This window comes from Aurantiacibacter sp. KMU-128 (genome assembly GCF_056933515.1).
Map to the genome: position 1 here is coordinate 1,618,751 of NZ_JBXORT010000001.1, position 23,750 is coordinate 1,642,500.

Annotated in this window: 34 protein-coding genes; 28 read left to right on the forward strand and 6 right to left on the reverse strand. The window is 62.9% G+C overall.

The genetic code is table 11. The features are described from left to right. The first annotated feature begins 7 nt into the window (after window positions 1–7). The 26 genes from ACS0VV_RS08025 to ACS0VV_RS08150 all read left to right on the forward strand — a co-directional run bounded on the left by ACS0VV_RS08025 (window position 8) and on the right by ACS0VV_RS08150 (window position 15,240). Window positions 8–811, forward strand: a complete 804-nt coding sequence (locus ACS0VV_RS08025; protein ID WP_483532191.1) for an AAA family ATPase — start codon at window positions 8–10, stop codon at window positions 809–811. Beyond that, window positions 811–1,461, forward strand: coding sequence for a hypothetical protein (locus tag ACS0VV_RS08030; RefSeq protein ID WP_483532192.1), 651 nt, complete (start codon window positions 811–813; stop codon window positions 1,459–1,461). Before ACS0VV_RS08025 ends, ACS0VV_RS08030 begins: the two co-directional genes overlap by 1 nt. Window positions 1,462–1,463: 2 nt before the next feature. Then, complete coding sequence (locus ACS0VV_RS08035) at window positions 1,464–1,883, forward strand: hypothetical protein (protein ID WP_483532193.1); 420 nt, start codon at window positions 1,464–1,466, stop codon at window positions 1,881–1,883. A gap of 238 nt (window positions 1,884–2,121) precedes the next feature. Further along, window positions 2,122–2,298, forward strand: a complete 177-nt coding sequence (locus ACS0VV_RS08040; protein WP_483532194.1) for a hypothetical protein — start codon at window positions 2,122–2,124, stop codon at window positions 2,296–2,298. 83 nt (window positions 2,299–2,381) lie between these two features. Beyond that, on the forward strand, window positions 2,382–2,600 hold the full coding sequence (locus tag ACS0VV_RS08045) for a hypothetical protein (RefSeq protein ID WP_483532195.1): 219 nt from the start codon (window positions 2,382–2,384) through the stop codon (window positions 2,598–2,600). Beyond that, entirely contained in the window at window positions 2,600–2,935 is a 336-nt protein-coding gene (locus tag ACS0VV_RS08050; protein ID WP_483532196.1) for a helix-turn-helix domain-containing protein, read from the forward strand. Before ACS0VV_RS08045 ends, ACS0VV_RS08050 begins: the two co-directional genes overlap by 1 nt. Next, the gene (locus ACS0VV_RS08055; protein WP_483532197.1) at window positions 2,932–3,198 is read left to right on the forward strand and encodes a LexA family protein; all 267 of its coding nucleotides are present in this window, start codon (window positions 2,932–2,934) and stop codon (window positions 3,196–3,198) included. Before ACS0VV_RS08050 ends, ACS0VV_RS08055 begins: the two co-directional genes overlap by 4 nt. Further along, complete coding sequence (locus ACS0VV_RS08060) at window positions 3,195–3,359, forward strand: hypothetical protein (RefSeq protein WP_483532198.1); 165 nt, start codon at window positions 3,195–3,197, stop codon at window positions 3,357–3,359. Before ACS0VV_RS08055 ends, ACS0VV_RS08060 begins: the two co-directional genes overlap by 4 nt. Continuing rightward, entirely contained in the window at window positions 3,356–3,529 is a 174-nt protein-coding gene (locus tag ACS0VV_RS08065; RefSeq protein WP_483532199.1) for a hypothetical protein, read from the forward strand. Before ACS0VV_RS08060 ends, ACS0VV_RS08065 begins: the two co-directional genes overlap by 4 nt. Next, on the forward strand, window positions 3,510–4,097 hold the full coding sequence (locus ACS0VV_RS08070; RefSeq protein ID WP_483532200.1) for a DUF4326 domain-containing protein: 588 nt from the start codon (window positions 3,510–3,512) through the stop codon (window positions 4,095–4,097). Before ACS0VV_RS08065 ends, ACS0VV_RS08070 begins: the two co-directional genes overlap by 20 nt. Further along, on the forward strand, window positions 4,090–4,407 hold the full coding sequence (locus tag ACS0VV_RS08075) for a hypothetical protein (RefSeq protein WP_483532201.1): 318 nt from the start codon (window positions 4,090–4,092) through the stop codon (window positions 4,405–4,407). Before ACS0VV_RS08070 ends, ACS0VV_RS08075 begins: the two co-directional genes overlap by 8 nt. A 53-nt stretch (window positions 4,408–4,460) precedes the next feature. After that, on the forward strand, window positions 4,461–4,613 hold the full coding sequence (locus tag ACS0VV_RS08080) for a hypothetical protein (protein ID WP_483532202.1): 153 nt from the start codon (window positions 4,461–4,463) through the stop codon (window positions 4,611–4,613). Continuing rightward, complete coding sequence (locus ACS0VV_RS08085; RefSeq protein WP_483532203.1) at window positions 4,610–4,918, forward strand: hypothetical protein; 309 nt, start codon at window positions 4,610–4,612, stop codon at window positions 4,916–4,918. Before ACS0VV_RS08080 ends, ACS0VV_RS08085 begins: the two co-directional genes overlap by 4 nt. Beyond that, complete coding sequence (locus ACS0VV_RS08090; RefSeq protein WP_483532204.1) at window positions 4,911–5,549, forward strand: regulatory protein GemA; 639 nt, start codon at window positions 4,911–4,913, stop codon at window positions 5,547–5,549. Before ACS0VV_RS08085 ends, ACS0VV_RS08090 begins: the two co-directional genes overlap by 8 nt. Then, on the forward strand, window positions 5,546–6,118 hold the full coding sequence (locus ACS0VV_RS08095) for a DUF1643 domain-containing protein (RefSeq protein ID WP_483532205.1): 573 nt from the start codon (window positions 5,546–5,548) through the stop codon (window positions 6,116–6,118). Before ACS0VV_RS08090 ends, ACS0VV_RS08095 begins: the two co-directional genes overlap by 4 nt. Further along, entirely contained in the window at window positions 6,115–6,600 is a 486-nt protein-coding gene (locus tag ACS0VV_RS08100) for a hypothetical protein (RefSeq protein WP_483532206.1), read from the forward strand. Before ACS0VV_RS08095 ends, ACS0VV_RS08100 begins: the two co-directional genes overlap by 4 nt. A 138-nt stretch (window positions 6,601–6,738) precedes the next feature. Then, window positions 6,739–7,158, forward strand: coding sequence for a hypothetical protein (locus ACS0VV_RS08105; protein ID WP_483532207.1), 420 nt, complete (start codon window positions 6,739–6,741; stop codon window positions 7,156–7,158). Then, on the forward strand, window positions 7,158–7,451 hold the full coding sequence (locus ACS0VV_RS08110; RefSeq protein ID WP_483532208.1) for a VpaChn25_0724 family phage protein: 294 nt from the start codon (window positions 7,158–7,160) through the stop codon (window positions 7,449–7,451). Before ACS0VV_RS08105 ends, ACS0VV_RS08110 begins: the two co-directional genes overlap by 1 nt. 2 nt (window positions 7,452–7,453) lie before the next feature. Further along, the gene (locus ACS0VV_RS08115) at window positions 7,454–7,993 is read left to right on the forward strand and encodes a phage protein Gp27 family protein (protein ID WP_483532209.1); all 540 of its coding nucleotides are present in this window, start codon (window positions 7,454–7,456) and stop codon (window positions 7,991–7,993) included. Then, window positions 7,993–8,424, forward strand: a complete 432-nt coding sequence (locus tag ACS0VV_RS08120) for a hypothetical protein (protein WP_483532210.1) — start codon at window positions 7,993–7,995, stop codon at window positions 8,422–8,424. The genes ACS0VV_RS08115 and ACS0VV_RS08120 overlap by 1 nt, the downstream gene beginning before the upstream one ends. Next, window positions 8,421–9,962 carry a terminase large subunit domain-containing protein gene (locus ACS0VV_RS08125; protein ID WP_483532211.1) on the forward strand — a complete coding sequence of 514 codons (1,542 nt, stop codon included), beginning with the start codon at window positions 8,421–8,423 and terminating at the stop codon, window positions 9,960–9,962. The genes ACS0VV_RS08120 and ACS0VV_RS08125 overlap by 4 nt, the downstream gene beginning before the upstream one ends. Window position 9,963: 1 nt before the next feature. Beyond that, complete coding sequence (locus tag ACS0VV_RS08130; RefSeq protein ID WP_483532212.1) at window positions 9,964–11,988, forward strand: phage portal protein family protein; 2,025 nt, start codon at window positions 9,964–9,966, stop codon at window positions 11,986–11,988. After that, window positions 11,985–13,220, forward strand: coding sequence for a phage head morphogenesis protein (locus tag ACS0VV_RS08135; protein ID WP_483532213.1), 1,236 nt, complete (start codon window positions 11,985–11,987; stop codon window positions 13,218–13,220). The genes ACS0VV_RS08130 and ACS0VV_RS08135 overlap by 4 nt, the downstream gene beginning before the upstream one ends. Window positions 13,221–13,222: 2 nt before the next feature. Then, window positions 13,223–14,341, forward strand: coding sequence for a DNA adenine methylase (locus ACS0VV_RS08140; RefSeq protein WP_483532214.1), 1,119 nt, complete (start codon window positions 13,223–13,225; stop codon window positions 14,339–14,341). 364 nt (window positions 14,342–14,705) lie between these two features. Beyond that, the gene (locus ACS0VV_RS08145; RefSeq protein ID WP_483532215.1) at window positions 14,706–14,894 is read left to right on the forward strand and encodes a hypothetical protein; all 189 of its coding nucleotides are present in this window, start codon (window positions 14,706–14,708) and stop codon (window positions 14,892–14,894) included. Beyond that, entirely contained in the window at window positions 14,884–15,240 is a 357-nt protein-coding gene (locus ACS0VV_RS08150) for a hypothetical protein (protein WP_483532216.1), read from the forward strand. The genes ACS0VV_RS08145 and ACS0VV_RS08150 overlap by 11 nt, the downstream gene beginning before the upstream one ends. A gap of 149 nt (window positions 15,241–15,389) precedes the next feature. On the opposite strand, the gene cysS is transcribed toward ACS0VV_RS08150, so the two are convergent. From cysS to cobT, 4 genes are read right to left on the reverse strand one after another with little or no spacing between them, the layout of a single operon-like run. Continuing rightward, window positions 15,390–16,889 carry a cysteine--tRNA ligase gene (gene cysS, locus ACS0VV_RS08155; RefSeq protein ID WP_483532217.1) on the reverse strand — a complete coding sequence of 500 codons (1,500 nt, stop codon included), beginning with the start codon at window positions 16,887–16,889 and terminating at the stop codon, window positions 15,390–15,392. A gap of 39 nt (window positions 16,890–16,928) precedes the next feature. After that, a complete protein-coding gene (locus ACS0VV_RS08160; RefSeq protein ID WP_483532218.1) occupies window positions 16,929–17,447 on the reverse strand; it encodes a DUF2939 domain-containing protein in 519 nt (172 codons plus the stop codon). After that, window positions 17,447–17,659 carry a hypothetical protein gene (locus ACS0VV_RS08165; RefSeq protein ID WP_483532219.1) on the reverse strand — a complete coding sequence of 71 codons (213 nt, stop codon included), beginning with the start codon at window positions 17,657–17,659 and terminating at the stop codon, window positions 17,447–17,449. Before ACS0VV_RS08165 ends, ACS0VV_RS08160 begins: the two co-directional genes overlap by 1 nt. Continuing rightward, window positions 17,659–19,485, reverse strand: coding sequence for a cobaltochelatase subunit CobT (gene cobT / locus ACS0VV_RS08170; protein WP_483532220.1), 1,827 nt, complete (start codon window positions 19,483–19,485; stop codon window positions 17,659–17,661). Before cobT ends, ACS0VV_RS08165 begins: the two co-directional genes overlap by 1 nt. 99 nt (window positions 19,486–19,584) lie before the next feature. Between cobT and ACS0VV_RS08175 the strand changes: the two genes are divergently transcribed. Then, complete coding sequence (locus ACS0VV_RS08175; protein ID WP_483532221.1) at window positions 19,585–20,247, forward strand: DUF2490 domain-containing protein; 663 nt, start codon at window positions 19,585–19,587, stop codon at window positions 20,245–20,247. 23 nt (window positions 20,248–20,270) lie between these two features. On the opposite strand, the gene ACS0VV_RS08180 is transcribed toward ACS0VV_RS08175, so the two are convergent. Both ACS0VV_RS08180 and ACS0VV_RS08185 read right to left on the reverse strand, forming a co-directional pair. Next, window positions 20,271–20,762 carry a hypothetical protein gene (locus tag ACS0VV_RS08180; RefSeq protein ID WP_483532222.1) on the reverse strand — a complete coding sequence of 164 codons (492 nt, stop codon included), beginning with the start codon at window positions 20,760–20,762 and terminating at the stop codon, window positions 20,271–20,273. Window positions 20,763–20,788: 26 nt separating this feature from the next. Continuing rightward, window positions 20,789–21,481 carry a DUF4197 family protein gene (locus ACS0VV_RS08185; RefSeq protein ID WP_483532223.1) on the reverse strand — a complete coding sequence of 231 codons (693 nt, stop codon included), beginning with the start codon at window positions 21,479–21,481 and terminating at the stop codon, window positions 20,789–20,791. Between the two features lie 59 nt (window positions 21,482–21,540). Here ACS0VV_RS08185 and ACS0VV_RS08190 point away from each other — a divergent pair, with 59 nt between their 5' ends. Continuing rightward, window positions 21,541–23,706: a primosomal protein N' gene (locus tag ACS0VV_RS08190; protein ID WP_483533515.1), complete on the forward strand. Its 2,166-nt coding sequence runs from the start codon at window positions 21,541–21,543 to the stop codon at window positions 23,704–23,706. Window positions 23,707–23,750 lie beyond the last annotated feature (44 nt).

The window sequence follows — 23,750 nt, forward strand, 5'->3', positions numbered from 1 at the left end:
ATTTCCCATGAAACACGGTAACGCAGCGCAGGCGGACGCGGGCGCAAAGCCGCCTCCAGTCAGCGCGCCGGTCACCGGCCACGCGCAACTGACGAACATGGCGCTCGCCTATCAGACGATGGCCGATTGCGCCGCCGCCAGCGAGAATATGCCGCGCCTCGGCGTGTTCTACGGCCCCTCCGGCTACGGCAAGAGCGTCGGCGCGGCCTTCACCGCTGCGCGCTTTGACGCGGGCTATGTCGAGGCCAAGTCGATCTGGACGCAGCGCAGCCTGCTTACCGCGCTGGCAGAGGCTGTCGGGATCGTCCGCGTCGAGAAGACCGGCCCGCGCATCCTCGAGCAGCTGATCGAGCATTTGAACGCGCACCCGCGCCCGATCATCATCGATGAAATGGACTATCTGGTGAAGAAGCAGATGGTCGATATCATCCGCGACATTCACGACGCGACCTCGGTAGCGATCCTGATGATCGGCGAGGAGGCGCTGCCTTCCAAGCTCAAAGAATGGGAGCGGTTCGACAACCGCATTCTCGCCCACACTCCGGCGCAGCCTGCCAGCGAAGAGGACGCGCTCAAGCTGCGCAACCACTATTGCCGCCGCGTCAGCGTTGCCGACGATCTCGTCCTCGAAATCGCCCGCACCTGCCAAGGTGTAACACGACGGATCGTCACCAATCTGGAGCGCGCGCAAAACCTCGCAGTGGATGACGGGACGCTGGCCATCGATCTCGCCTGGTGGGGCCAGCGCCGGATCGAGAACGGCGCGCTGCCGGTGCGCCGCTCGACCAGCTCGGCTGCGAGGGCGCGCTGATGGCTTCGCTCCCCAAAGACATCCCAGCAGAGCAGCTCGCCGCCGACCTCTCGATGTCACCGGCGCGGCGGCTCTGGTCGATCTTCCGCCACGCCAAGGGCGCGGTCAGCCAGGGCGAGGCCTTCACACTCGCCGAGATCGAGCCGGAGCTGTTCTTCTCCCTTGTCGACAACTGGTCGCGGCGCGGCCTGCTGCTCGCCCAGCTTAACCCGATCCGCTTCATCATGACCGAACACGCAAAGGAAAAAGCCGTGCCGCCATCGCTTCCCCGCCGCCCAGGCCGCACCGTGCCCAAACTGTCCGGCAGGCAGCGCCTCTGGGCAGTAATGCGGGTGCTCAAGGAATTCGATCTCAAGACGATCTGCCTTGCCGCCGAAGCAGGCGAGAAAGGCGCGGTCGAGTTTGTCGGCGCGCTGGTTCGCACCGGCTACCTCCTCGAACTCCCCCGCGAGCCGAGGGAAACAGCGCGCTTCAAGCTCGTCCGCAACACGGGGCCGAAGCATCCGGTGATCCGCCGCCGCAACGAGGGGAATTGCTCGATCGTCGAAGCCGATGACCGCAATGACGGCCAGCTTCACACCCACAAGGTGATCTACGCGCTGCCTGGAATGGCGGGAAAGCGCCCCTCTAAGGTCGGGGGGGTAAGTTAACCATGATTGTTAGGGTTAACAATTCGCACCCCGCCCTCGCGCGCGGCAACCAGATCAAGGCAGCCGCTGCCTGGGGCGAGGAGATGCCCGAGTGGATCGCAACGCTGGCGCAGGCTTGCGATGCAACCAGCCAGGAGAAGGTCGGCGAGCAGTTGGAGAAATCCTCTGGCTACATCAGCCGGATCATCAATCGCCGCTACACCGGAAGCTATGAAGAGGCCGAGCAGCTCGTCCGCTCCGTGCTGGGCGGGGACGAGGTGATCTGTCCGATCTGGGGCGAGACGATCCCGCTTTCCGCCTGCATCCGCAACCGCCGCCGCAAGGGCACGCCGCGCACGCAAATGCACCACGGCTACGCCCGCGCTTGCCCGACCTGCCCGAACAATTCGGACATCGAAGACACTGCGGGAGCAGACCGGTGAGTGCCGCTCCTGTCTCGTCGGCGATCCCCTCGCAGGCTGCGCTCGATCTGAAAGCGCAGCGCGGCCTGCGGGTGCTCTTCCGGCGCTCGGAAGGGGCGGTTTGCCCAGGCTGCGGCAGCCGCAGCTGGCACGTCGGCCGGACAACCGCCGAATGCGCCCGCTGCGGAACCGCCCTCCCGCTCGCCGAGCCGAGCCACCCCGACACACCCCTCGCATCCTCCACAGAAGGGAAACGATCATGAGCAGCACTGACAAACACCCGATTGGCGAGGCATCCGACCTGATAACGCTCGCTGGCATCTACCTACAGGACGGCGCGCCGCGCACCGCTGCAAAACGGCTTCGCCAGGCGGCAGACCTCTTTGATCGCTTCGCTGACGAATGCGACGCCGAACTTAACGGGAAAGCGTCATGAGCAGCCAGACGGTCATTGCGAAGACGCAGGTCAGATTTATGGCCGCTCGCGTCGCAGCCGGTAGAGCGGCGCAATCAGAAGTGATGCCCCGCAACAAGGCCGGATTTCAGAGCGCGCTCGGCATCGCTCCGATGATTGTCGATGGCGAGCCAAGCGCCGTCATTACCCTGGTTCTTGATCGGAAACAGACGACGGTGGTTCTCTCGCCCGAAGAAGTCGAAACCGTCGGCAAGGCGCTGGCCGCGCTTGCCGATTGGCAGGACGGTGTAAAGGCGCAGCTTTCCGAAAAGGCAGTCCACTGATGGATCGCCTTTCCGCCTCCGAGCTGATCCCTCCGGTCACCGCCGTCCTGCTCGACCTTGCGGTGCTGGAAAAGGTGCGCGTGCCCGATATCGTCGCGGCGCGAATGGGCGGCTTCCGCCTGCGCGCTGCTGTTGCCTGGGCCGCGCACAAAAGCGGCGCTGGCTCGCTCCCCGAAATCGGCCGCGCTCTGGGCGGACGCCACCACACCACGATCCTGCACGCGGTCTGCCGCGCCGAAGAAATGCGGGATCAAGACCCGACCTTCCTTGCCCTGACCGACCGGCTCGCCGCCCGTTCGCGCCAGCGGCTCGCCTCCCTGGAGACCACACCATGACACCGAAACAACGCCAGGTTCTGGATTACGTGCGCAGCTTCTATGCGCAGCACGGCTATTCGCCCACCCAGCGCACGATCGCCAAGGAAGTCGGCGGCGGCGTGAGCCATGTCCACGAGCGGCTGCAGGCCCTTGTCAGCTACGGTTTCCTGCGCCGCACCGAAACAGGCCGCTATCTGCCGATCAACGCCACCCAACCCGATCTCGCCTGGGCGAGCACAGAGGCTTTGCGGGCCGAGCTCGCGCGGAGGGAAGCGCGATGATGACCGCCTTTTATGTCGGCCTTGCCGCCTTCTTCGGCACCATCGCCGCGATGGCGCTGGTGACCATCGCCGTCTCGCTTTGGCGGGCAACCCAGCTCTTCCGCGAAATCCGCCGCGAGTTTCGGGCGATGGACGCCGTCGAACAGGAGCTGGAGCGATGAGCGACCGCATCCACGGCATGACACCCAAGCAGTTCGAAGGGAAGGTCTACCGCCTACCTGGTCAGATCGCCCGCGCGCGTGCCCGCCTCAAAGCCCTCCAGAACGAGGCCCGCCGCTTCGGCCTCTACAACCTCATCGAGGAGCCTTCCGATGCTGAAAACAGCCACTGAATTCCCCTTCGCCGGATCGATCGGCTATCTGCGGCGCACCGCCAAGCCGGTGCGGATCGTCCAGCATCTTGACGGCGGTCGCTGCCTTGTCGGCCTTGCGCCTGGCGAGCGCCGCTCCCGTGATGCGAGCGACAATTACACCATCGACTTTGCCGAGCTGGCAGCAACGCCCGAAGAGGCCTGCAACCCCGCCGCCGATCAGCGCCCGCGCCGCATCCAGCTGCGCAGGACGAAAGGTGCGCGCCTGCCAGAAAACACGATGAGCGTGGCGCGGCCGACCAGCTTCGGCAATCCGTGGAAGGGATCGGACTTCACCCAGATCATCGGCAAGCCGAGCGCAGAAGCGGCCATCGAAATCTTCCGCTGCTGGATCAAGGGAGAGCCCCACTGGGGCATCCCGCACGCTTTCCCCGCGCCGCCCCTCGACCTGTCCGAGCTGCGCGGCAAGAACCTCGCCTGCTGGTGCAAGCTCTGCGACGCCCACGCGCTGGGCAAGCCGCTCGGCGTGGACTGCCCCGACTGCGAACCCTGCCACGCCGACGTCCTGCTGGAGGTGGCTAATGGGTAAGCGATACGGAAAATTCGAGGTCGAAGCCGGAGAGGAATGCACCAACACTGTTGGCGTGACCTATTTCACCACGCCCTGCTGCTATTCCGATCAGGAGGAAGGCGACACCGAGTGCGCCGAATGCGGCGCGCCGATCGAATGCAAATTCGAGCTGGTTGAACAGGCCGTCTGCAAGATCCGCGACATTGAGGACGAGGACAGCAAGCCGGAGCTGGATGACGACTGGTTTGACGAAGCAGATGCCTTCGAAGGCGACCAACTCGTCCGGCGCGGCAAAGCCTCGTCTGCGGGCGAAGGGGAGGACGGCTGATGCCTCACCACTGGTGCAGACTGGACGAGGCAGCGCGGGGCCGATCCCGCCTGGTGCGCGATCATCGGGGCCACCGCTTCGCCGCGAGTTGGTCGCCCGAAGGCTGGCGCTGCGGCAACACGATCCTCGATCCCCAGCCCATCGCTTACATCCGGCGCACAACCTCGGATGATCCCGCGATCATGACGGAGCGGGATTTCGGATGACTGGACTTTCCCCCCGCCAAGCACAGGACCTCAAAGAGGCCTTCGATCTGGCCCGCGATTTGCGCAGCGCCTTCCCGCAGGATGCTCTTCACGTCCTCGAAGAGCTGTTCGGGATCTATGGCGACAAGAAGTGGACTGTCGGGCCTAGGTTGCTCGGTTATCCTATTCGGACCCACTTCGTGATCGCCAACGTCGCCACGTGGATGGACGATCAAAAGGAAGAGGCCGCCCCTGCTGCACTCCGTCGATGGATCGAGAACGCCCGCCAAGCACTCCACCGTTATCGGGAGCTTCAGAATGCCTAACGCCAAGCTGCCCACGCGCACCGATCGTGTCGAGGCGGACGCTGTCCGTCGCCAAGTTCGTCGCGCGCCAACCGATGCCCGCACCCGCAAAATGCGCGCCGTCCTGGCCGCCTGCCGCCGCAAAGGGATCGATGACGATGCCCGCAAGGATCTGCAGGAGAATATCACCGGCGTCGCCTCGATGGCAGAAATGGACGAGAGCCAGCTCGGCCAGCTGCTCGACCATCTCAACCGCGACTGGAAAGGCCCCCACCCCGACCGCGCCCATATCGGCAAGATCAAGGCGCTCTGGTGGAGCCTCTACTGGCTCGGCGCAATCAATGATCCTGGCGACAACGCCCTGTCTGCCTTCGTGAAGCGCCAGACGAAGATCGATAGCCTCCGCTTCCTCGATCACCGCAAGGCACCTGCCGTCATCGAAGCGCTGAAAGGCTGGCTGGAGCGTGAAGGCGTCGTCTGGCCCGAGGACACCGGTGATCGCGCCAATCCCGAACGGCGGGCCGTCATCGCCGCGCTCAAGGCCAAGCTGCGCAAAGCGGGTGTGACAGTAGCGGTCGAGATCGGCCATCCGTCGCAGCTCGACGAGGTGATCCAGAAGCTCGGCAGGCGCTGGCGCGAGGTGCGCAAGTGACAGACGAGCGTGACCTATTCGGCGATCCGATCATGAAGCGAACAGCATTCTTCCCTTCGCCCGATATTCGAAGGATCCTCTCTCGGTCTTGGGGAGAAGGGCCTCGCGCGCTGGTTATCGGCTGTAATCCATCTGACGCAGGTGCCGAGCGCGAGGATAATACCACTCGCTGGCTCAATGCGTGGTTCAAGCTGTTCGGCTTCGGCGGCTATGACATCATGAACCTCTACGCGAAGGTTTCGCCGCACCCCTCGGTTTGCCGCAAATGGGCGGACTGGGAGAGTAACGGCCCCAATTGGTACGTGCGCGACGAAATCCATTTCCGCAATCTGCCAGCCCTCGTGAGTGCTGCTAAGCAGGCTGATAAGGTATTCGTTTGCTGGGGCGTGATCGCGTGGGACGAAGATTGGATCGAGCACGTCGTGGAGGAAATCCAGTCGGGCGTGGCACCCTATCCTGACCTTTGGTGCTGGGGCAAGACGAAGAGCGGCGCTCCCAAGCATCCAATGGCGCGCGGTCAGCATCGCATTGCTAGCGATCAGCAGCCGATCCTCTGGAGGGCAGCGTGACCGCCACCTATCACCCTGGCATCACGCTTGCCGATCTGCCGATCCCCGAGGACGCAAAGGTCACTAGCAAGTGGCCCGCGCAAATGGTCGAGATGGCAGATCACATCGGTGCCTGGTCGACCCTGCAGCTCATCGACCGTCTTGGTGGGCAGCAGGTGCGCGTCCCGATGGACCCAGAGCGCAGCCCCTTCCGCGAAGTTCTCGATGCGCGCCGCGTCAAGATCATGGCGCAGATCTATGGCGGCAACGAACTCGAATTGCCCGTCGGTCGCGCAGCTCTCGACGAGGCCCGCCGAGCGCCTGTCCTTGCGTCCGTGCGAAACGGCGATATGACGGTGCGCGAAGCCGCCCGCATTCTGGGCACGGCCCGCACCTACGTCTCGCAGCTCGTCAACCGCACGAACGAGGCGGCAGGTGCCGTCCCGCTCCAGCGCCCGTCCAGGGGCGACGACCGCCAGATCGATCTCTTCGAAGCATCCTAGGCTCAAAAGCCCCAAGGTGAGGCCGCTCACCCCCTGCCTGCAAACCCGATTGCATTAGCCCCAAACGCGACCTGAAACCGCGTTTCAAGAGGGCGCTTCAATGACCGTCGATAATCAGCAATCGGAAGGGCTTCACGGATGAGCCTGCTCGACATCATCCGCACCATTTGGCCGATTGCCGCCTTTATCACACCCTTTGTCCTCGCTGGCGGCTTCGCCTGGCTGAAGACCCAATTCCCGACCAAGGCTGACATCGAAAAGCTCCGCACCGATCGCGAGCTGGCGCTCGAGAAGCTTCGGCAAGAGGTCAATAGCGAGATTGACGCCGTAATGCTGTTGGCGCGCAACACGGCGGACCGTCAGATCGCCAGCGAAGAGCGCATCACGCAACTGATGGCCGAGAATTCGCGCAGCCCGAACAAGACCGACCTTTCCAAGGATATCGGAAAAATCGCTGAGCGCGTCGGCCGCGTCGAAGTCGGCATTGAGGGCTTGAGAGACCAGCTCAACACCCAGAGCACCTATCTCCACGCTATGCTCGAAAAGAAGGGTGCCTGATGACAATTCCGGCTGCCATCCTTCCCGTCATTCGCCGCGCCATTCTCGATCTGCTCCACGATATCGGCGGCCAGCAGAACGATGACGTTATCGCCCGACTGCTCATCGCGCTCGGCCACCGCGTCGCGCGCCGGGATGTCGCAGAACAGCTACGCTGGCTCGCCGAGCAGCAGCTGGTAACGCTCGAGGAGATCGGCCCGTTCGTCGTGGCCGAGATCGAGCCGGACGGCTCCGACGTGTCGGAGGGCAGGCTGCGCATCGATGGCATCCACCGCCACCGCACGGGGCGCTGAACATGGGTGCCCGCTCCAAAATTCTCACCCTGCCGGAGGAGATCAAGGCCGCCATTGACCGTGCGGTCAGCCGAGGGAAGACGATTGATGAGATCGTCGAGCTCATCGAGGATGAAGGCGAGCAGCGTTCTCGCTCATCGGTAGCCCGTTATGTCCGCAACTTGCGCGAGCTCGCGTCCGAACAGAGGCAAGTGCGCATCGTCGCAAAGGCAATCGGTGAGGATCTTGCTGAAGGCGATAGCGATCAGGCCAAACTCAACACCCAGATCCTGACCAGCCTTATTACCAGGGCGATTGTGCCAATGGCTGGCGGAGAAGAAGAACTCGATCTCGGTAAGCTCGACGCCATCTCTCTGATCAAAAACCGCAATACCAAGGACGGCAGTTTGTTGGTGGCCACCGATGCGATGAAGGCACGCGAGGAGGACCGCAAGAGGGACCGTGAACGAGCGGCCGACGCGGCCGAGAATGCGGCGCGCAAGACCGGAGCATCGCCTGCAACGATCGAAGCAATCCGCCGCGACATTTTGGGTCTCGAGTGATGGTCGACGAGATTTCAACCGTCCGCCGCGTCGTTGGCAAATCCGGTGACGGCCCCGGCGATCTCGCATTTCTGGCTCTGACCTTGGTGGAGGCTGCCCGTGCGTTCGGACTGCGTGCTGAAATGCCGAAATGCTCGCGCTCGCGCAGTTTCACCACGTCGCGCTACATCGATGTCAAAGACCGCTTGGGCCGCATCTGGAATATCCGGGTCTCCGATCACTATCGCCCGCGCCGCTCGCCGTTCGCGCCGCCGCATTTCGACCTTGTGGCGCTCGATGGCCAGTCCGGCCTGCCAGAGGCGCGCCGCTTTTTCCGCGATGTCGCGGAAGGCAGGCGCACCTGGACCGATCATTCCCACGCCGGGCATCGTCCTCGGCGGAGCAAGCGCCCGAACTTCAAGCGACACAAGAAGGCGGAGGGCCGTTCGTGAGCGATCACCCGCCAGTTCTCCTTCCATACCAGTCGGAGTCTCTCAAACTTAGCGCGGAACATCAGCTTCTCGCTATTGAGAAGAGCCGACGCACCGGTATCACCTATGGCTTTGCCGCCGATGCCGTCCTCACCGCCGCGCAGGCGGGCGCGGCTGGCATGGACGTCTTCTACATCGCGTATAATCTGGAAATGACGCGCGAATTCGTCGACTATTGCTCGACCTTCGCCAAGGCCTTTGATCGTGCCGCAACAAAGGCATCGGAGATCCTTTACAACGACGGATCGGAGGAAGGCATCAAGGCCTTCCGTATCGATTTCCCGTCGGGCTACTCCATCGTCGCGCTGTCCTCCAAGCCGCGATCGCTGCGCGGCAAACAGGGCAAGGTCATCATCGATGAGGCTGCCTTCCACGATCAGTTGGACGAGCTGCTCAAGGCTGCCCTCGCGCTGCTTATGTGGGGCGGCCGCGTCGTGCTCATTTCCACCCATGACGGCGCTGATAATCCGTTCAACGAGCTCATCGAGGATATCCGGGCAGGCAAGAAGCGTGGGCACGTCCAGCGCGTCACACTGCGCCGTGCGCTCGATGAAGGTCTCTACAAGCGCATCTGCCTTGTAACCGGCAAGGAGTGGTCGGAAGAGGCCGAGATCGAATGGGAGGCCAATCTCCGCAAGACCTATGGCGAGGCGGCTGCGGAGGAGCTGGACGTGATCCCCGCGCGCGGCAGCGGCGTCTACATCGCCCGCGCTACGATCGAGGCAGCGATGTCGGCGGAGCTACCCGTTATCCGCCTCAACTGCCCCGAAGGCTTCGAGCGCGAGAGCGACGAATACCGCACCGACTACGTCCGCGAATTCTGCGAGGACGAGATCGCACCCTGGATTGCAGATTTCGACCGCCGCTATCCCTCATTTTTCGGCCAGGACTTCGCGCGCAGCGGCGACGTCTCTCCGCTCGCCTTCGGCCAACGCGACGAGTTGATGCGCCTGGTCAACCGCTTCATCCTCGAAATGCGCAATGTGCCGTTCAAGGAACAGGAATTCGTCCTCAACTGGATCATCGCCCGCCTGCCGCTCTTCGCTGCAGGCAAGATGGATGCTCGCGGCAACGGGTCAGCGCTGGCCGAGGCCATGCAGCAACGCTGGGGCTTCGACCGCGTAGAAGCCGTGCAAACCTCCGACAAAACTTATCTCGCCTTCATGCCGAAGCTGCGCGCCTCGATCGAGGATCGCACCATCATCATCCCGAAGGACGAAGGCACCCTCGAAGATCTACGCATGGTCAAGCTCGTGCGCGGCGTGCCGAAGATCCCCGACCGCTCGATCATCTCCAAGGCCGATGGAGCCAAAGGTCAGCGACACGGGGACAATGCCATCGCGCTCATGCACCTGCGCGCCGCCGCCGACGAGGAAACCGGCGTGATCGATTTCCGCTCGGTGGGCTCTCGCAGCACGGTCGGCAATTCGCGCGCCCGCCAAATCGGGGATCAGGGCTTTGGCACGACGGGTGCCCGCTCGAATGTGATGGGATACTGATATGGCCGTTTCACCCAGTTTGAAGAAAAACATTCGGGCGCGCAGCGGCGCGAAGGGTGCGCAGATCGAAGGTCTCGGCAATGAAATCGCCACCACTGCCGATGGCCGCGATATTACCCGCCCTTATATTCGCGGACTGCAACAACCGCGAGACCCGCGCCTGCTCCGCTCGGTCGATTGGGGCGTCTACGATAAGATCCTCGAAGACGATCAGGTGTTTTCGACCCTGCAGCAGCGGCGCGGTGCCGTCGTCTCCCGCGACTGGAACGTCGTGCCCGGCGATGAGGACGATCCGCGATCTGTGGCCGCTGCCGACGCCTTGCGCGCCAATCTTCTGCGCATTGGCTGGGATCGCATTACGGACAAGATGCTGTTCGCCACCTTTTACGGCTATTCCGTTGCCGAGCTGATCTGGGAGCCGAAGGACGGGCTGCTCCAGTTTCGGGTGAAGGTGCGCCACGCTCGCCGATTCCGCTACGATGATGAGGGCGCACTCCGCCTTCTCACCCGCGATGATCTGGTGCGCGGCGAAGAGCTTCCGGCACGCAAATTCTGGGTGGCGACAGCAGGCGCATCCGACGATGACGAACCTTACGGACGCGGCCTTGCCGAATGGCTCTACTGGCCCACTCTGTTCAAGCGCAATGGCGTCCGCTTCTGGAACAATTTCACTGACCGCTATTCGACGCCGACCGCTGTCGGCAAGTATCGACAGGGCACACCGGATGCCCAGATCACTAAGCTCCTGGCAGCGCTCCAGGCCTTCGCCACCGACAGCGGCATAGCCATCCCCGAAGGCATGGCAATCGAGCTGATGCAGGTCGCCCAGTCCGGATCGATCACCAATTTCGAGACGCTGTGCAAATACATGGACGCAGCGATCAGCAAGGTCGTGCTCTCGCAGACAATGACCACCGATGACGGTGCGTCATTGAGCCAAGCGCAGGTGCACCAAGGGGTAAAGCTCGATGTAGTGAAATCTGACGCGGACATCCTCTCCGACAGCTTCAACGATGATGATGGCCCGGCGCGTTGGTTTACCGACCTGAACTTTGGACCCGATGTAGCGGCACCCAAAGTGATGCGCGATGTCGAGGAGGAGCTCGACACCAAATTGCAGGCCGAAACCGACGTAATCCTCCAGCGCACCGGATGGGTTCGCACCGAAGAGAGCTTCCGCTCGATCTACGGCGATGGCTTTGAGCGTAAGCCGCCCGAGGCGAAGACGGCGGACTTCTTTGCACAAAATGCACAAAAGTCCGCTCCAGGTGGAAAGGCCAGCTTTGCGGCTGACGATCCGCGGCCGCTCTATGTCTATCGCAAGCTGCTCAACGCACCCGAGATCATCGCTTGGGCGCGGGAGCAGGGCTTTGCAAAGACCCTGCGCCCCGACGATATGCACGTCACCGTCGCTTACTCGCGCCGCCCGGTGAACTGGTTCGGCGTCGGAACGCCCTGGGGCGGAACCGATGATCGGGAAACCCTGCGTGTCAGCGGCGGGCCGCGTCTGGTCGAACAGCTCGGCGACAAGGGTGTAATCGTCCTGCATTTTGCCGATGATCGCCTGTCGAGCCGACATCTCGAGATCCGGCGCGGCGGCGCGAGCTGGGACTATCCTTCCTACCTTCCGCACGTCACGATCACCTATGCGGGCGGCGATATCGATCTCGCTGCGATCAAACCCTATCGCGGTGATCTCGTCCTCGGCCCCGAAATCTTCGAACCGTTGAACGGGGATTGGGATGCCAATGTGCAGGAAGTGAGCTTCGCCGAAAGCGGAGAGGAGCTTCTGCCCGACGATCTCGACGAGCTGGTCGACGACGTCCTTGCCGCCGAAGGCGAGCGGGTCGCCCACACGATGACCGGCTCGCTGCTCGACCGGATTGCCAATGCCTCGAGCGAGGCAGACATTCTCGCGCTTCTCGATAGCTCCGACATTGCCGACGAAGGCCCGCTTTACGAAGCGCTCCATCGGGCAAGCTATGCTATTCGCCTGCGCGCTGCCGCTGGTGATGGTGAAGAATGAGCCAGCCAGACATCCGGCTTTCGATCTTCCTACCTCCCGATGACACCTTGCGCATCTGGGAACTGCGCGGCGCTCTGCGCCCCTCGATGCGCTGGCACGAGATGATGCACGAAGATCACGCCACCGCCTTTACGGTGGCGAAGGTGGCGAGGCTCGATCTCTTGCGCACCATCCGCCAGTCGCTCGACGAGGCGCTGCGTGAGGGCCGCACCTTCGAGGCATGGCAGCGCGATCTCGCGCCCGAACTGCAAAAGGCTGGGTGGTGGGGCACCGTCACCGATCCCGAACTCACTGGTTCAACCGATCCTGTCATCGTCAATGAAAGGCGTCTGAAGACCATATTCAGAACCAATGTCAGGATGTCGCAGGCGGCTGCCGCCTGGCTCAAAATCCAGCGTGAAAAGGCGCTGTTTCCCTATCTGCGCTACCTCTCCGATCACTGGCGCGAAAAGCCGCGTCAGGATCACCAGAGCTGGCACGGCATCATCCTGCCAGTCGATCACCCTTGGTGGCAAACGCATTTCCCTCCCAATGGCTGGGGCTGCGGTTGCCATTATGAGCAGGTCAGCGAAAAACGGATGCGCCGTGAAGGCTGGACCGTATCGGAGCCCCCCGACGATGGCCCGCCGCGCCCCTTCCTCGCCGCAGGCAGGAAAAGCCCCGTAATGGTGCCAAGAGGCATCCATCCTGGCTTCGGCTACAACCCCGGCATCGCGCACTTGCGAGCCGTCGCAGACAAGGCGCTGGCCTCGATTGATCGTGCAGCCGATGCAGGCCTCGTCGCACAGGCCCGCGCAACCGTTCGCGCTATAGTCGATGATCCTGCTTTCGAGCAGTTTCTTGCCATACCCGAAGGCGCGTTTCCGGTTGCCGTGCTCGATGCCGCGCAGAGAAGTCGCATCTCGGCTGCGAGCCACACCGTGGTCTTGCCGACGAATGTCTATCGCAAGCAGCTCGGCCTGATGCCGGAAGTCTCGCGCGGGCATCCGGAGCTGACCATTGACGACTATCGCTCGCTTCCTGACCTCATCGCCCGCGCGTTGGTTATCGCCCAGGACGGCGACAACAAGCTCATCTTCTTCGCTTCGCAAGGAAGGTTCTACAAGGCTGTCGTTCGACAGGATGAAGGCAGGGCGATGCCCGCGATTGTGAGCTTCCATCGCAGCCGCGAGCGCAACATCGACGGCGAGACGCGCAACCTCGATATCATCTTCGATGGGCGGAGTATCTGACGATGCGCGGCAAGGACTTCCTGTCCCCTGCGGAAGCGGTCCAAGGCCTTGGCCTCGCGCTACGGTGGGAAGATTTACCGCGTCGCGCGCATCGCCCATTCGGCATAGCGGAACAATCCTGCGAATTCAATAATTCCGCCGCGAGGCGGGAGCTGCGGCGTTACCGCGCCACAAGCCGACGGATCGGACCCGTCATGACCGGGCGAATGCACACGTTACGCACCGCCCGACTCACCCCGCCACTCGCTAGCGAGCCAGTGGAACATACTGGGAACGAAATGACAGAGTCGAGTCCGAATTCATATTGCCTCCAGCCGGTCAATCCGGTCCGTCCTGCTGCCGCCTACATTGGCGGTAAGCGCAACCTTGCAAAGCGCGTCTGCGCGCTCATCGAAACCCTGCCGCACGCGGCCTATGCAGAACCTTTTGTCGGCATGGGCGGCATCTTCCTGCGCCGCGAACACGCGCCACGCACGGAGATCATCAATGACTGGTCTGCCGACGTGGCGACTTTCTTCCGCATCTGCCAGCGCCACTACGTCGCCTTCATGGATATGCTGCGCTTTCAGCTGACCACCCGCGAAGGCTTCGAACGGCTAATGCGCGTCGATCCTTCGACCCTCACTGATTTGGAGCGCGCAGCGCGCTTTCTCTACCTCCAGCGCACAGCCTTCGGCGGCAAGGTTTCCGGCCGCCATTTTGGCGTCAATCGACACGGTCCGGCGCGCTTCGATGTCACCAAGCTCGCACCCATTCTCGAAGCCATCCACGAGCGCCTTTCATCGGTCGTAATTGAGCGCCTTCCCTGGGCCGATTTCATGGCCCGCTGGGATCGCGCCGGAATGCTCTTTTACTGCGATCCGCCATACTTCGGATCGGAGCACGACTACGGCTCCGATGACGATGGCCAGCCGCTCTTCGGCCGCGAGCAGTTCGAGCAGATGGCAGCCCTCGCAAAGCAGCTCCAGGGCACCGTGTTGATCTCGCTCAACGACTGCTCCGAAGTCCGCGAAATCTTCGCAGGCTTCGAGCTGATAGAGGTCGAAACTACCTACACTGTCGGCGGCGCAGGCAAGGCCAAAAAGGCCCGCGAGCTGCTCATCCTGAAACGGGGGAAATAGCCAGCCGCGAGGCGCACAGATTAGCGTCCCGGTTCTCACTGCTGAATTGCAGGCAAAGTCGAATTATTGTCGCGGAAAATCCCGCAGAATTCCGCCACTTTTTGGGATCTGGGACGCACTTTGTCGGGAACTGGGACGCACCCACGGATTTCTGCGGGTTTCAGAGCAATTGAAGGCCCGTTTTAGGCACCCCGACGACAGAAAATGCCAATTTTGAGATCGTCACTGCAAAGCGGCGAAAACCCCTGATTTCTGCGGCTCTCGATGCCGCTATGTGCCACAAAATGCCATGAAATGCCGCCTCCCAATTAATGTCGCGTCACACACACAATTGGTTCAACGCGTACTGAAAGGGGTTCACACTGTGCTTATCCGCAAGATCGAGGTCTTCCTGCGCCACACCAGAATGCCGCCGACCAAGTTCGGCCGCCTCGCCACCAGCGATCCGCGCTTTGTGCTCGATCTGCGCAATGGCCGCTCACCCCGTCCTGCCACGGAAAGACGGGTGGAACATTTCATGAACAACTTTATGGAGACTCCGGATGTATTTTGATAACGAGCCTGCACCCGCTCCCGCCCGCTCGGGCCACAAGGGTGCGCGCGAGAAGCTGGCAGAGGCGCTGCTGGCGCTCGCCGGAGCGCATGGCCGCATCACCGCGCATTCGGAAAAAGCCTGGGCGAGCATCACCTTCGCCGGAGCGCGGCACCGCTTGGAACTGGAGTTCGACGGTGCCGAAGCGGTGGAAGCAGGCGAGTCCTTTATCGCCTTCCTGCCCGAACACGAATTCGCGATCCCCGGCCAGCTGGTCGCCGATGCGGCGGTGGTGGAGGTGGCGTCGCTGGTCGAGCCGGAGCGGCTGACGGTGGTGTGTGAGTTGCTGCTGCTGGAGGAGGGATAATCCTCCCTTTACCGGGACAGGCATCGGGATCGAGGGGTGGTTGCGCGACCGCAATGTCGCGCCAGTACCAAACACCACCCCACTGCGACTAGGCATTGCTGCGCAACGCCAAGTCTCGTTGCCCCTCCTCTGAAGAGTAGGGGGTGCCCTCAGCCCAGCTTCCACTCCCAGCCGAGCGGGTCGCCGTCCATCACGTCCACGCCCTTGGCGGCAAGCTCGTCGCGGATGGCGTCGGAGGTGGCGAAGTCCTTCGCCGCGCGCGCTTCCTTGCGACGGGTTAGTGCGTCTTCGATTTCGGCCTCGGTGATGGTCGCGGCTTTGGGGCGGATGCGGAGGTCTCTGCGGGTGAGAGTTTCAACTCCCAGTCCCAGAACCTTGTCCATTTCAAGCGCACACATAAGCGTCTCAATTGTCCATCCCGACGAAAGGCCTTTTTTGGCACCGATGGACTTTTCAAATGCAACGAGGGCTGCTGGCGTATTGAGGTCATCACCAATGGCGGCGTCGAATTCTTCGAAAGCCTCTTTTTGACCTTTGGCAAGCCCTGGTCGATTGATCCCATTTTCCGAAAGCAACCTACGCGCTTCAAGCAAGTTGTTTGGATCAGAACGATGGTGCGACATGGTAACCATTATCCGCTTCAACCGCACCAGCGCCGCCTCAAGCCCCTCCCACGAGAACTCCAGCTCGCTGCGGTAATGCACCTGCAGGCACATCATGCGGTAGGCGAGCGGGTGGAAGCCCTTGTCGATCAGCAATTGCAGCCGGAGGAACTCGCCGCTCGACTTGCTCATCTTCCCCGACCGCTCGACGAGGAAGTTGTTGTGCATCCAAATCTTCGCGCCGCTATTGGTCGCTTCGGACAGGCCGCCGCAGCCGCAAAAGGCCTGGTTCTGCGCGATTTCGTTCGGGTGGTGGATTTCGCGGTGGTCGATCCCGCCAGTGTGGATGTCGAAGGGGAAGCCGAGCAGCTTCTCGCCCATCACCGAGCACTCAAGATGCCAGCCCGGCGCGCCCTTGCCCCAGGGCGAGTCCCATTCCATCTGCCGCGTCTCGCCCGGCGGAGTCTTGCGCCAGATCGCAAAGTCGGCAGCATTGCGCTTGCCTTCAACCGTCTCGATCCGGCCCTCGCCTTCCTCGGTAACCGCGCGCGCCAGCCGCCCGTAATCCTCCACCGTCGAGACATCGAAATAGAGGCCGCTATCGAGCTCGTAGCAATGCTTGTCCGCGATGCTTTCCGCAAAGGCCAGCATCTCCTCGATATAGTCCGTCGCCACCGACCATTTCGCCGGCTGGCGGATATTGAGCGCCTTGACGTCCGCCCAATAGGCCTCGGTATAGTGCTTGGCGATGTCCCAGATCGACTGCGCCTTCTCCGCAGCCATCTTCTCCATCTTGTCCTCGCCCGCATCGCCATCATCGGTCAGGTGCCCGACATCGGTGATGTTGATGATGTGGGTGAGCTTGTAGCCCTTCCAGCTCAGCGTGCGCCCCAGCACATCGGCGAAGACATAGGCGCGCATATTGCCGATATGCGGGTAATTGTAGACCGTCGGCCCGCACGTATACACCCGCGCCTCGCCTGCATGAACGGGAGTAAACGGCTCGATCTGCCGCGTGAGCGAGTTGAAGAGTTTGAGGTCGGTCATTGCGAGGATGCGCTTAGAGCGGAGCGCGGTGGTGGGCAACTATTCGCGTGGTTCATCCGGATCATTCAGCCGGAACCCCGTTAGCTTCCAGCCGAGCCGCTCGCGCGCGAAGATCAGGTCTGGCCCGGTCGAGCCGTCCTCGAACGTCCCCTCGGCGGTGAAGTGGTCGAACCCGTCGCGCTCCACATCCCAGTTCAGCTCCTGCCCGCGCAGCCGTTCGGGGAGCAGACCCGCCGCGAAGCCGCCGACCAGCACGACATTGCCCATGCTTTCGGGCGTGAGCAGGCGGTCGGTCATTTCCGGCCCGACGCGCTCGATAATCTCGCCGCCGATGCGGCCAAGAATGCCGCCCTGATCCTGCCGCCGCCGCGCCGCCTCGGTAATCTGCTCCGCCGCCGAAGCACGCAAAGCGGGAAAGTCCACCTGCTCCTCCAGCGCCGCGACATCCCCCGCCTGCGCCGCATCGGCGAGCGATTTCATGGCGAGCCATGGCGAGGCAATGTACCAGCCGAGGAATGTGAGACCGACGACGGCGATAAGGAGGAGGAGTTTTTTCATTAGTAACGCCAAGCCTGTTTGAGTTCCTTAGCCCAAACTAGTTCTAAGTCTTCATAGGCCCCCATCGTTGATTGGAACGCAAGTAGATCGGGTTTTCTAACTTTTGCCCAGTCCAGAAACTCATTGAAGGAAGGGTCTTCCGGACGGCCAGCTTCGTTAAACCACGATTGAGCATAACTTCGAACAAATTGCACTGATTCTGGTTTTGCCATCACTCCACCTCGAACAAATCTGCCAGCTGCTCGATGATCGTCCCGCCGAGCTGTTCCGCGTCCATAATCGTCACGGCGCGCTTGTAATAGCGCGTCACGTCATGGCCGATGCCGATCGCCACCAGCTGCACAGGTGACTTGGTCTCGATCCACTCGATCACCTTGCGCAAATGCCCTTCGAGATAGCCCGCATTGTTCACGCTCAGCGTGCTGTCATCGACCGGCGCACCGTCCGAAATCACCATCATGATGCGGCGGTCTTCGGGGCGGGCGAGCAGGCGGTCATGCGCCCAGAGCAGCGCCTCGCCGTCGATATTCTCTTTCAGCAGACCTTCGCGCATCATCAGGCCGAGATTGCGGCGCGCGCGGCGCATCGGTTCATCGGCCTTTTTGTAGATGATGTGGCGCAAATCGTTGAGGCGGCCGGGATTGGGCGGGCGGCCATCCTTCAGCCATTGCTCGCGTCCCTGCCCGCCTTTCCATGCGCGGGTGGTGAAGCCGAGAATCTCCACCTTCACCCCGCAGCGTTCCAGCGTGCGGGCGAGAATGTCCGCGCTGATCGCGGCGATACTGATCGGGCGGCCGCGCATAGAACCCGAATTGTCGATCAGCAGGGTGACGACGGTGTCCTTGAAATCCTGCTCCTGCTCGACCTTGTAGCTCAATGAGTGGCCGGGGCTGACAATCACGCGCGCGAGACGCGCCGCATCGATCAGGCCTTCTTCCTGGTCGAAATCCCAGCTGCGGTTCTGCTGCGCCATCAGGCGGCGCTGGAGGCGATTGGCAAGCCGCGTCACCACCGATTGCAGGCCCGCCAGCTGGCTGTCGAGATAGGCCCGCAGCCGAGTCAGCTCCTCGGCATCGCACAGGTCGCTGGCTTCAACCACTTCGTCAAATTCGGTGGTGAAGGCCTTGTATTCAAAGCCATCGGGCAAATCCTGCCACGGCGCGTTGCGGCGCTGGGGGAGCATGAACTCCTCGCCATCATCGCCCGGATCGCCTTCGGCAAGGTTTTCATCGCCCGTTGCCTCGTCCTGCTCCTCGCCCTCGCCTTCTTCGCCATCGGCTCCTTCGGCGCGGACTTCGGGCTGGTCTGCCCCCGCATCCTCGCCCTGATCGTCCTCTTCGGGGCCGTCATCCTCGCCCTGGTCTTCGTCGGAGTCCTGATCGAGATCCATGCCTTCCTCGGGCTCGGCATCGGTCTGGATCATATCGAGATGGCGTAACATATCGAGGCCGAGTTTCTGGAACGCCGATTGGTCTTCGATCAATTCGCCCAGCCGCTCGAAATCGTCGCCCGTGCGGCTTTCGATATGTTCGCGCACCAGATCGACGCCCGTCTTGGCGGCATCGGGCACCGGCTGGCCGGTCAGCTGTTCGCGCAGCATCAGGCCGAGCGCGGTGTGCAGCGGCACGTCAGCGAAAGTCTGCGCGCGGGCAATGTCACTCCCCGCCACACGCCGTTCCTGTACGGAGGCAAGGTTGTCGCGCATCCCGGCGAAATTGCGCTCGCCAATCGCTTCGAAACGCGCCCGCTCGATCGCGTCGTAGCAGGCGCGGGCATCGGGATCGGCGGGGCGCTGCGCCATATGCAGCTTCGGATTGTGGTGCCGCAGCTTGAGCGCAAAGGCATCAGCGAAGCCCCGTGCCTCGCGCGCGGCGGCAGCTGGAACATCGCGCGGCGGCATCGGCACGCGCACGGTGCGGCCCTGTTCGGAAGCGCTATCGGCGGTGAAGCCCAGCTCCACCTCCGCATCGCGCGCAATTGCCCGCGTCGCGCCGGTCAGCGCCTGTTTGAAACGGTCGAGAGGAGATTCGTCAGCCATAATTGCAGCGCCGGACATACTGGCAAAGCGCACGGGAACAAGGGGGGCCTTTCGGCGTCCTTCCACTTTATCTGTAACAGAATCTCATAGGATTACCCCATGCGTTTGCCTTTTGGCCTTACCCTTTTCGCACTTGCTGTCGTCCCAGCCGCCGCCCAGGCGCAGGAGCTGGACGAGGATTTCGAGCTGTGGCTCAATCCCTCGGTCGAATATTCGATCGACGATGACACGGCGGTGGAACTGGAAACCGCGCAGCGACTGCGCTCGTCTGACCGTGGCCGCGTCGACACCTACTTCTTTCGCGGCTGGGTGAAGCAGGATGTGGCAGACGGCCTCACACTGGCGGGCGCGGTCGAACAGCGCTTCAACGATGGCGGGCGCGATGAAGTGCGCACGATCCAGCAGCTTTCGGCCAGCAGCGGCATCTTTCGGGGTCGCCTGCGCGCCGAACAGCGGTTTGTCGAAGGCAATGATGGCCGCATGGGCCTTCGCTTGCGCCCACGCGCGGGCATCGCGCTTCCGCTTGGTGAGAACAGCCGTTGGAGTGCGGGAGCTGATGCGGAGCTGTTCTGGACGCTGCGCGGCACCAGCCCGACCAGCGACACTGGCATAACCGGCCTACGCACCCAGATCGGCGTCGGCTACGAAGTCAGCGACAGTCTTGAGCTGAGCCTCACCTATCTGCGCCAGCAGGACTTTGAGGATAACGGTCCCGATACGGTCGGCCATGCGCCGCTGGTGGGTATCGAATTCTCGTTCTGAAGCCAGACTGTACCGGGCGCTGCCTAATCGTCGTTCAGTAAACCGTTGAGCAATTCGGTGGCGCGGCGCTCCTGTTCGGGACTGCTGCCTACACTTGCCGAACATCGGACGCCGTTAGGAGTCCGCTCGCAATTGGGCGGCAGTTCGGGCTCCTCCTCTGCAATTGTGATGCGCTGATCCACCGGGCGGGCGCTGGCAAGCGTACGGTAATTTGCCTGCTCGGCCTCTTCGCATGCACTTGTACGGCGGATGATGACCTGTCCGTTCTCGCCCAGTTCGGGGCCAACAGGCTGGTTGGCCTCAGCCGCCGCCCGCGCCGCTTCGCAGGAGAATTCCGCAGGCGCGTCCGCCTGTTCATCCGCCGCCACCGGTTCTGCTCGAATGGTGTCGGCAAGGCTGAAGCTGTTCAGCTCACTCAAATCAGGGGTCGCGGTCGGATCGTCCGCCTGCGCGAAGGCCGTTGCCGGGACTGCTAACAATCCGGCTGCCATCAGAAGTCCGAGACCAAAGCGCATGGAAACCCCCTTTTCCTAGCTGATAGCTACAAATTACGCGCGCCCAGCACGCCGATCAAGAGCGGATCATTGGTTGCGCGCGGATTGGCGCGGATCGCGGCTTCCTCGACACCCATTTCGCGCCAGATGGCATTATCGATGCGGGTCGCCATGTTCTGCGAGATGCCGCCCACATCAACGCCGGTCGTGCTCGCCAGCAAATCCCGCACAAGCGGTTCGTTGGCAATGCGGATGGCGGTGCCGATTTCGGGAACGACCAGTTCCACCAGCGTCATCCCCATTTCGCCGCGCAGAAATTCCATCGCCGCGGTCGGCCCGCCATTGACGATGGCGAACGCGTTGTTGATACCGATACCGCGCACGGTTTCCAGCACGATGGGTGCGGCAATTTCCGAGCCTTCGAGGGCAATTGCGGCGAAGACATCCTCCAACCGGTTGCGAAACGCGGTTGATGTGAGGAAATTCGCAATCGCATTGCCCCGCACGCCAAGGAAACTGTTGAGGCCAATTGCGGCGACCTGCTCGTCCCAATAACCGCCCGGTTGCAGCATCCGGTCAAAAGCGCGCTGGCTGGAAAGCACCAGCAACCGCCGCACCGCCTCTGTCAGGCTGAACCCGCCCATGCTCTCGCAGCCGGGCAACACCAGCAGCGCGCCCGTGGCTCCTGCGCCCGCCAGAAAGCGGCGGCGATTCGCGGTGGTGGCAGTGAATTCGGTCATAATTTTGCGTCCTCTCCTTGCCGCGGGCTTAGCACGGCGACCATATAGGTGCGATGGCAATATCTCGCGTCAGGCTACTGGTGATGAACGCCGCTTTGGGCCCGCTCGATTACCGCGTGCCCGAAGGCATGGCGGTCGGGCATGGCAGCGTCGTTGTCGCGCCTCTCGGGCCACGCCAGGTGATGGGCATTGTGTGGGAGGAGGACAGACTCCCCGCGACTTCGGTGCCCGATGCGAAGCTGCGCCCCATTCTCGCCGTGCTCGACGTGCCGCCGATCCGCGCGGAATTGCGACGGCTGATCGAATGGACCGCGGATTACTACATCGCCTCCATGGCCTCGGTCGCGCGCATGGTGATCGCGAGCGGCGGCGCCTTGCGCGGGCCTGCCACCATGACCGAATACCGGCTGACCGGCGGAATGCCCGAGCGGATGACCCCGCAGCGGCAGGCGGCGATGGAGGCGCTGGAAGGCGCGCAAGCGACTATCCGCGAGCTTTCGGGCATTGCGGGCGTTTCCGAAGGCGTGCTGCGAGGGCTGGTGAACCAGGGCGTGCTCGAACCCGTCGAAGTCGATATCGACCGCCCCTACCCCCGCGCTTCGGCCGGACACGCGATGGTCGATCTCAACACCGACCAGCAGAGCGTAGCGGCACGGCTGGTGGAGGCGGTGCGGGAAGCCAAATTTGCGCCCTTCCTGCTCGACGGTGTAACCGGATCGGGCAAGACCGAAACCTATTTCGAAGCTGTGGCGGAGGCTATTACTTCGGGCCGCCAGACACTCGTCCTTCTGCCTGAGATTGCCCTTACCGAAGCCTTCCTCGCACGATTTGAGGCGCGTTTCGGCGCCGCTCCCATCGTCTGGCACTCCTCGCTCAAGAGCACAGAGCGCCGCCGCGCATGGCGCGCCATTGCTAGCGGCGAAGCACAGGTAGTGGTCGGCGCGCGCTCCGCACTTTTCCTGCCCTACGCCAATCTCGGCCTTATCGTGGTCGATGAAGCGCATGAAATCAGCTTCAAGCAGGAAGACGGCGTGCGCTACAATGCCCGCGATGTGGCGGTGATGCGCGCGCATTTCGAAGGGCTGCCGGTGGTGCTCGCCAGCGCCACACCCGCGCTCGAAAGCCTGCATATGGCGGATAACGGGATATACGAAAAGCTCGTCCTGCCCAGCCGTTATGGCGGGGCGGAACTGCCCGATATCAAGCTCATCAATCTCACCGAAGAGCAACCGGGGCGCGGCGCGTGGATTGCCGCGCCGTTGCGCGCCGCGCTCGAAGACCGGCTGGCGAAGGGCGAGCAATCGCTGCTCTTCCTCAACCGCCGCGGCTATGCCCCGCTGACGCTGTGCCGCAATTGCGGGCATCGCTACCAATGCCCCAATTGCAGCGCGTGGCTGGTCGAGCATCGGCTCAGCAAGCGCCTCGCCTGCCACCATTGCGGCCACGAGACCGCGCCGCCCGCAAAATGCGAGGAATGCGGCGAGCCCGATTGCCTTGTCGCCTGCGGTCCCGGCGTGGAGCGCATCGCCGATGAAGTCGCCGAAATCCTGCCCGAAGCGCGGGTGGCGGTGGTGACGTCGGACACGCTCGGTTCGCCCGAAAAGGCGGCGGAGTTTGTCGCCATGGCGGAGGCGAAGGCGATTGACGTGATCGTCGGCACACAGCTTGTCACCAAGGGCTTCCACTTCCCCGAGCTGACGCTGGTGGGCGTGATCGACGCCGATCTCGGCCTCGAAGGCGGCGATTTGCGCGCGGCGGAGCGCACCTATCAGCAGGTGGCGCAGGTGGCTGGACGCGCGGGGCGCGGCTCAAAACCCGGCGAAGTGCTGATCCAGACGCGCCATCCCGAAGCGCCGGTGATCGCGGCACTCAAAGCGGGCGACCGCGATGCTTTCTACGAAGCAGAGACCGAAGCCCGCCGCCACGCAGGCGCGCCGCCATTCGGGCGCTGGGCGGCGATTATCGTCTCTGCGGAGGATGACCGCGAAGCCCGCGAGGCCGCCAACCGCATCGGCGACACCCGCCCGCATCTGGACGATGTGATGATCCTCGGCCCTGCGCCTGCACCCCTGGCCTTGCTCAGGAACCGCTACCGCTACCGGCTGCTGCTGAATGCACGGCGCACCGCAAACTTGCAGGCGGTGATCCGCGACTGGCTGGGCAAGGTGCAACACCCGCCGGGCGTGCGGGTTGGGGTGGATATCGATCCTTACAGCTTTGTTTGAGGCGAATAGCCCTTCCCCTTGGGGAAGGGTTGGGATGGGGGTTC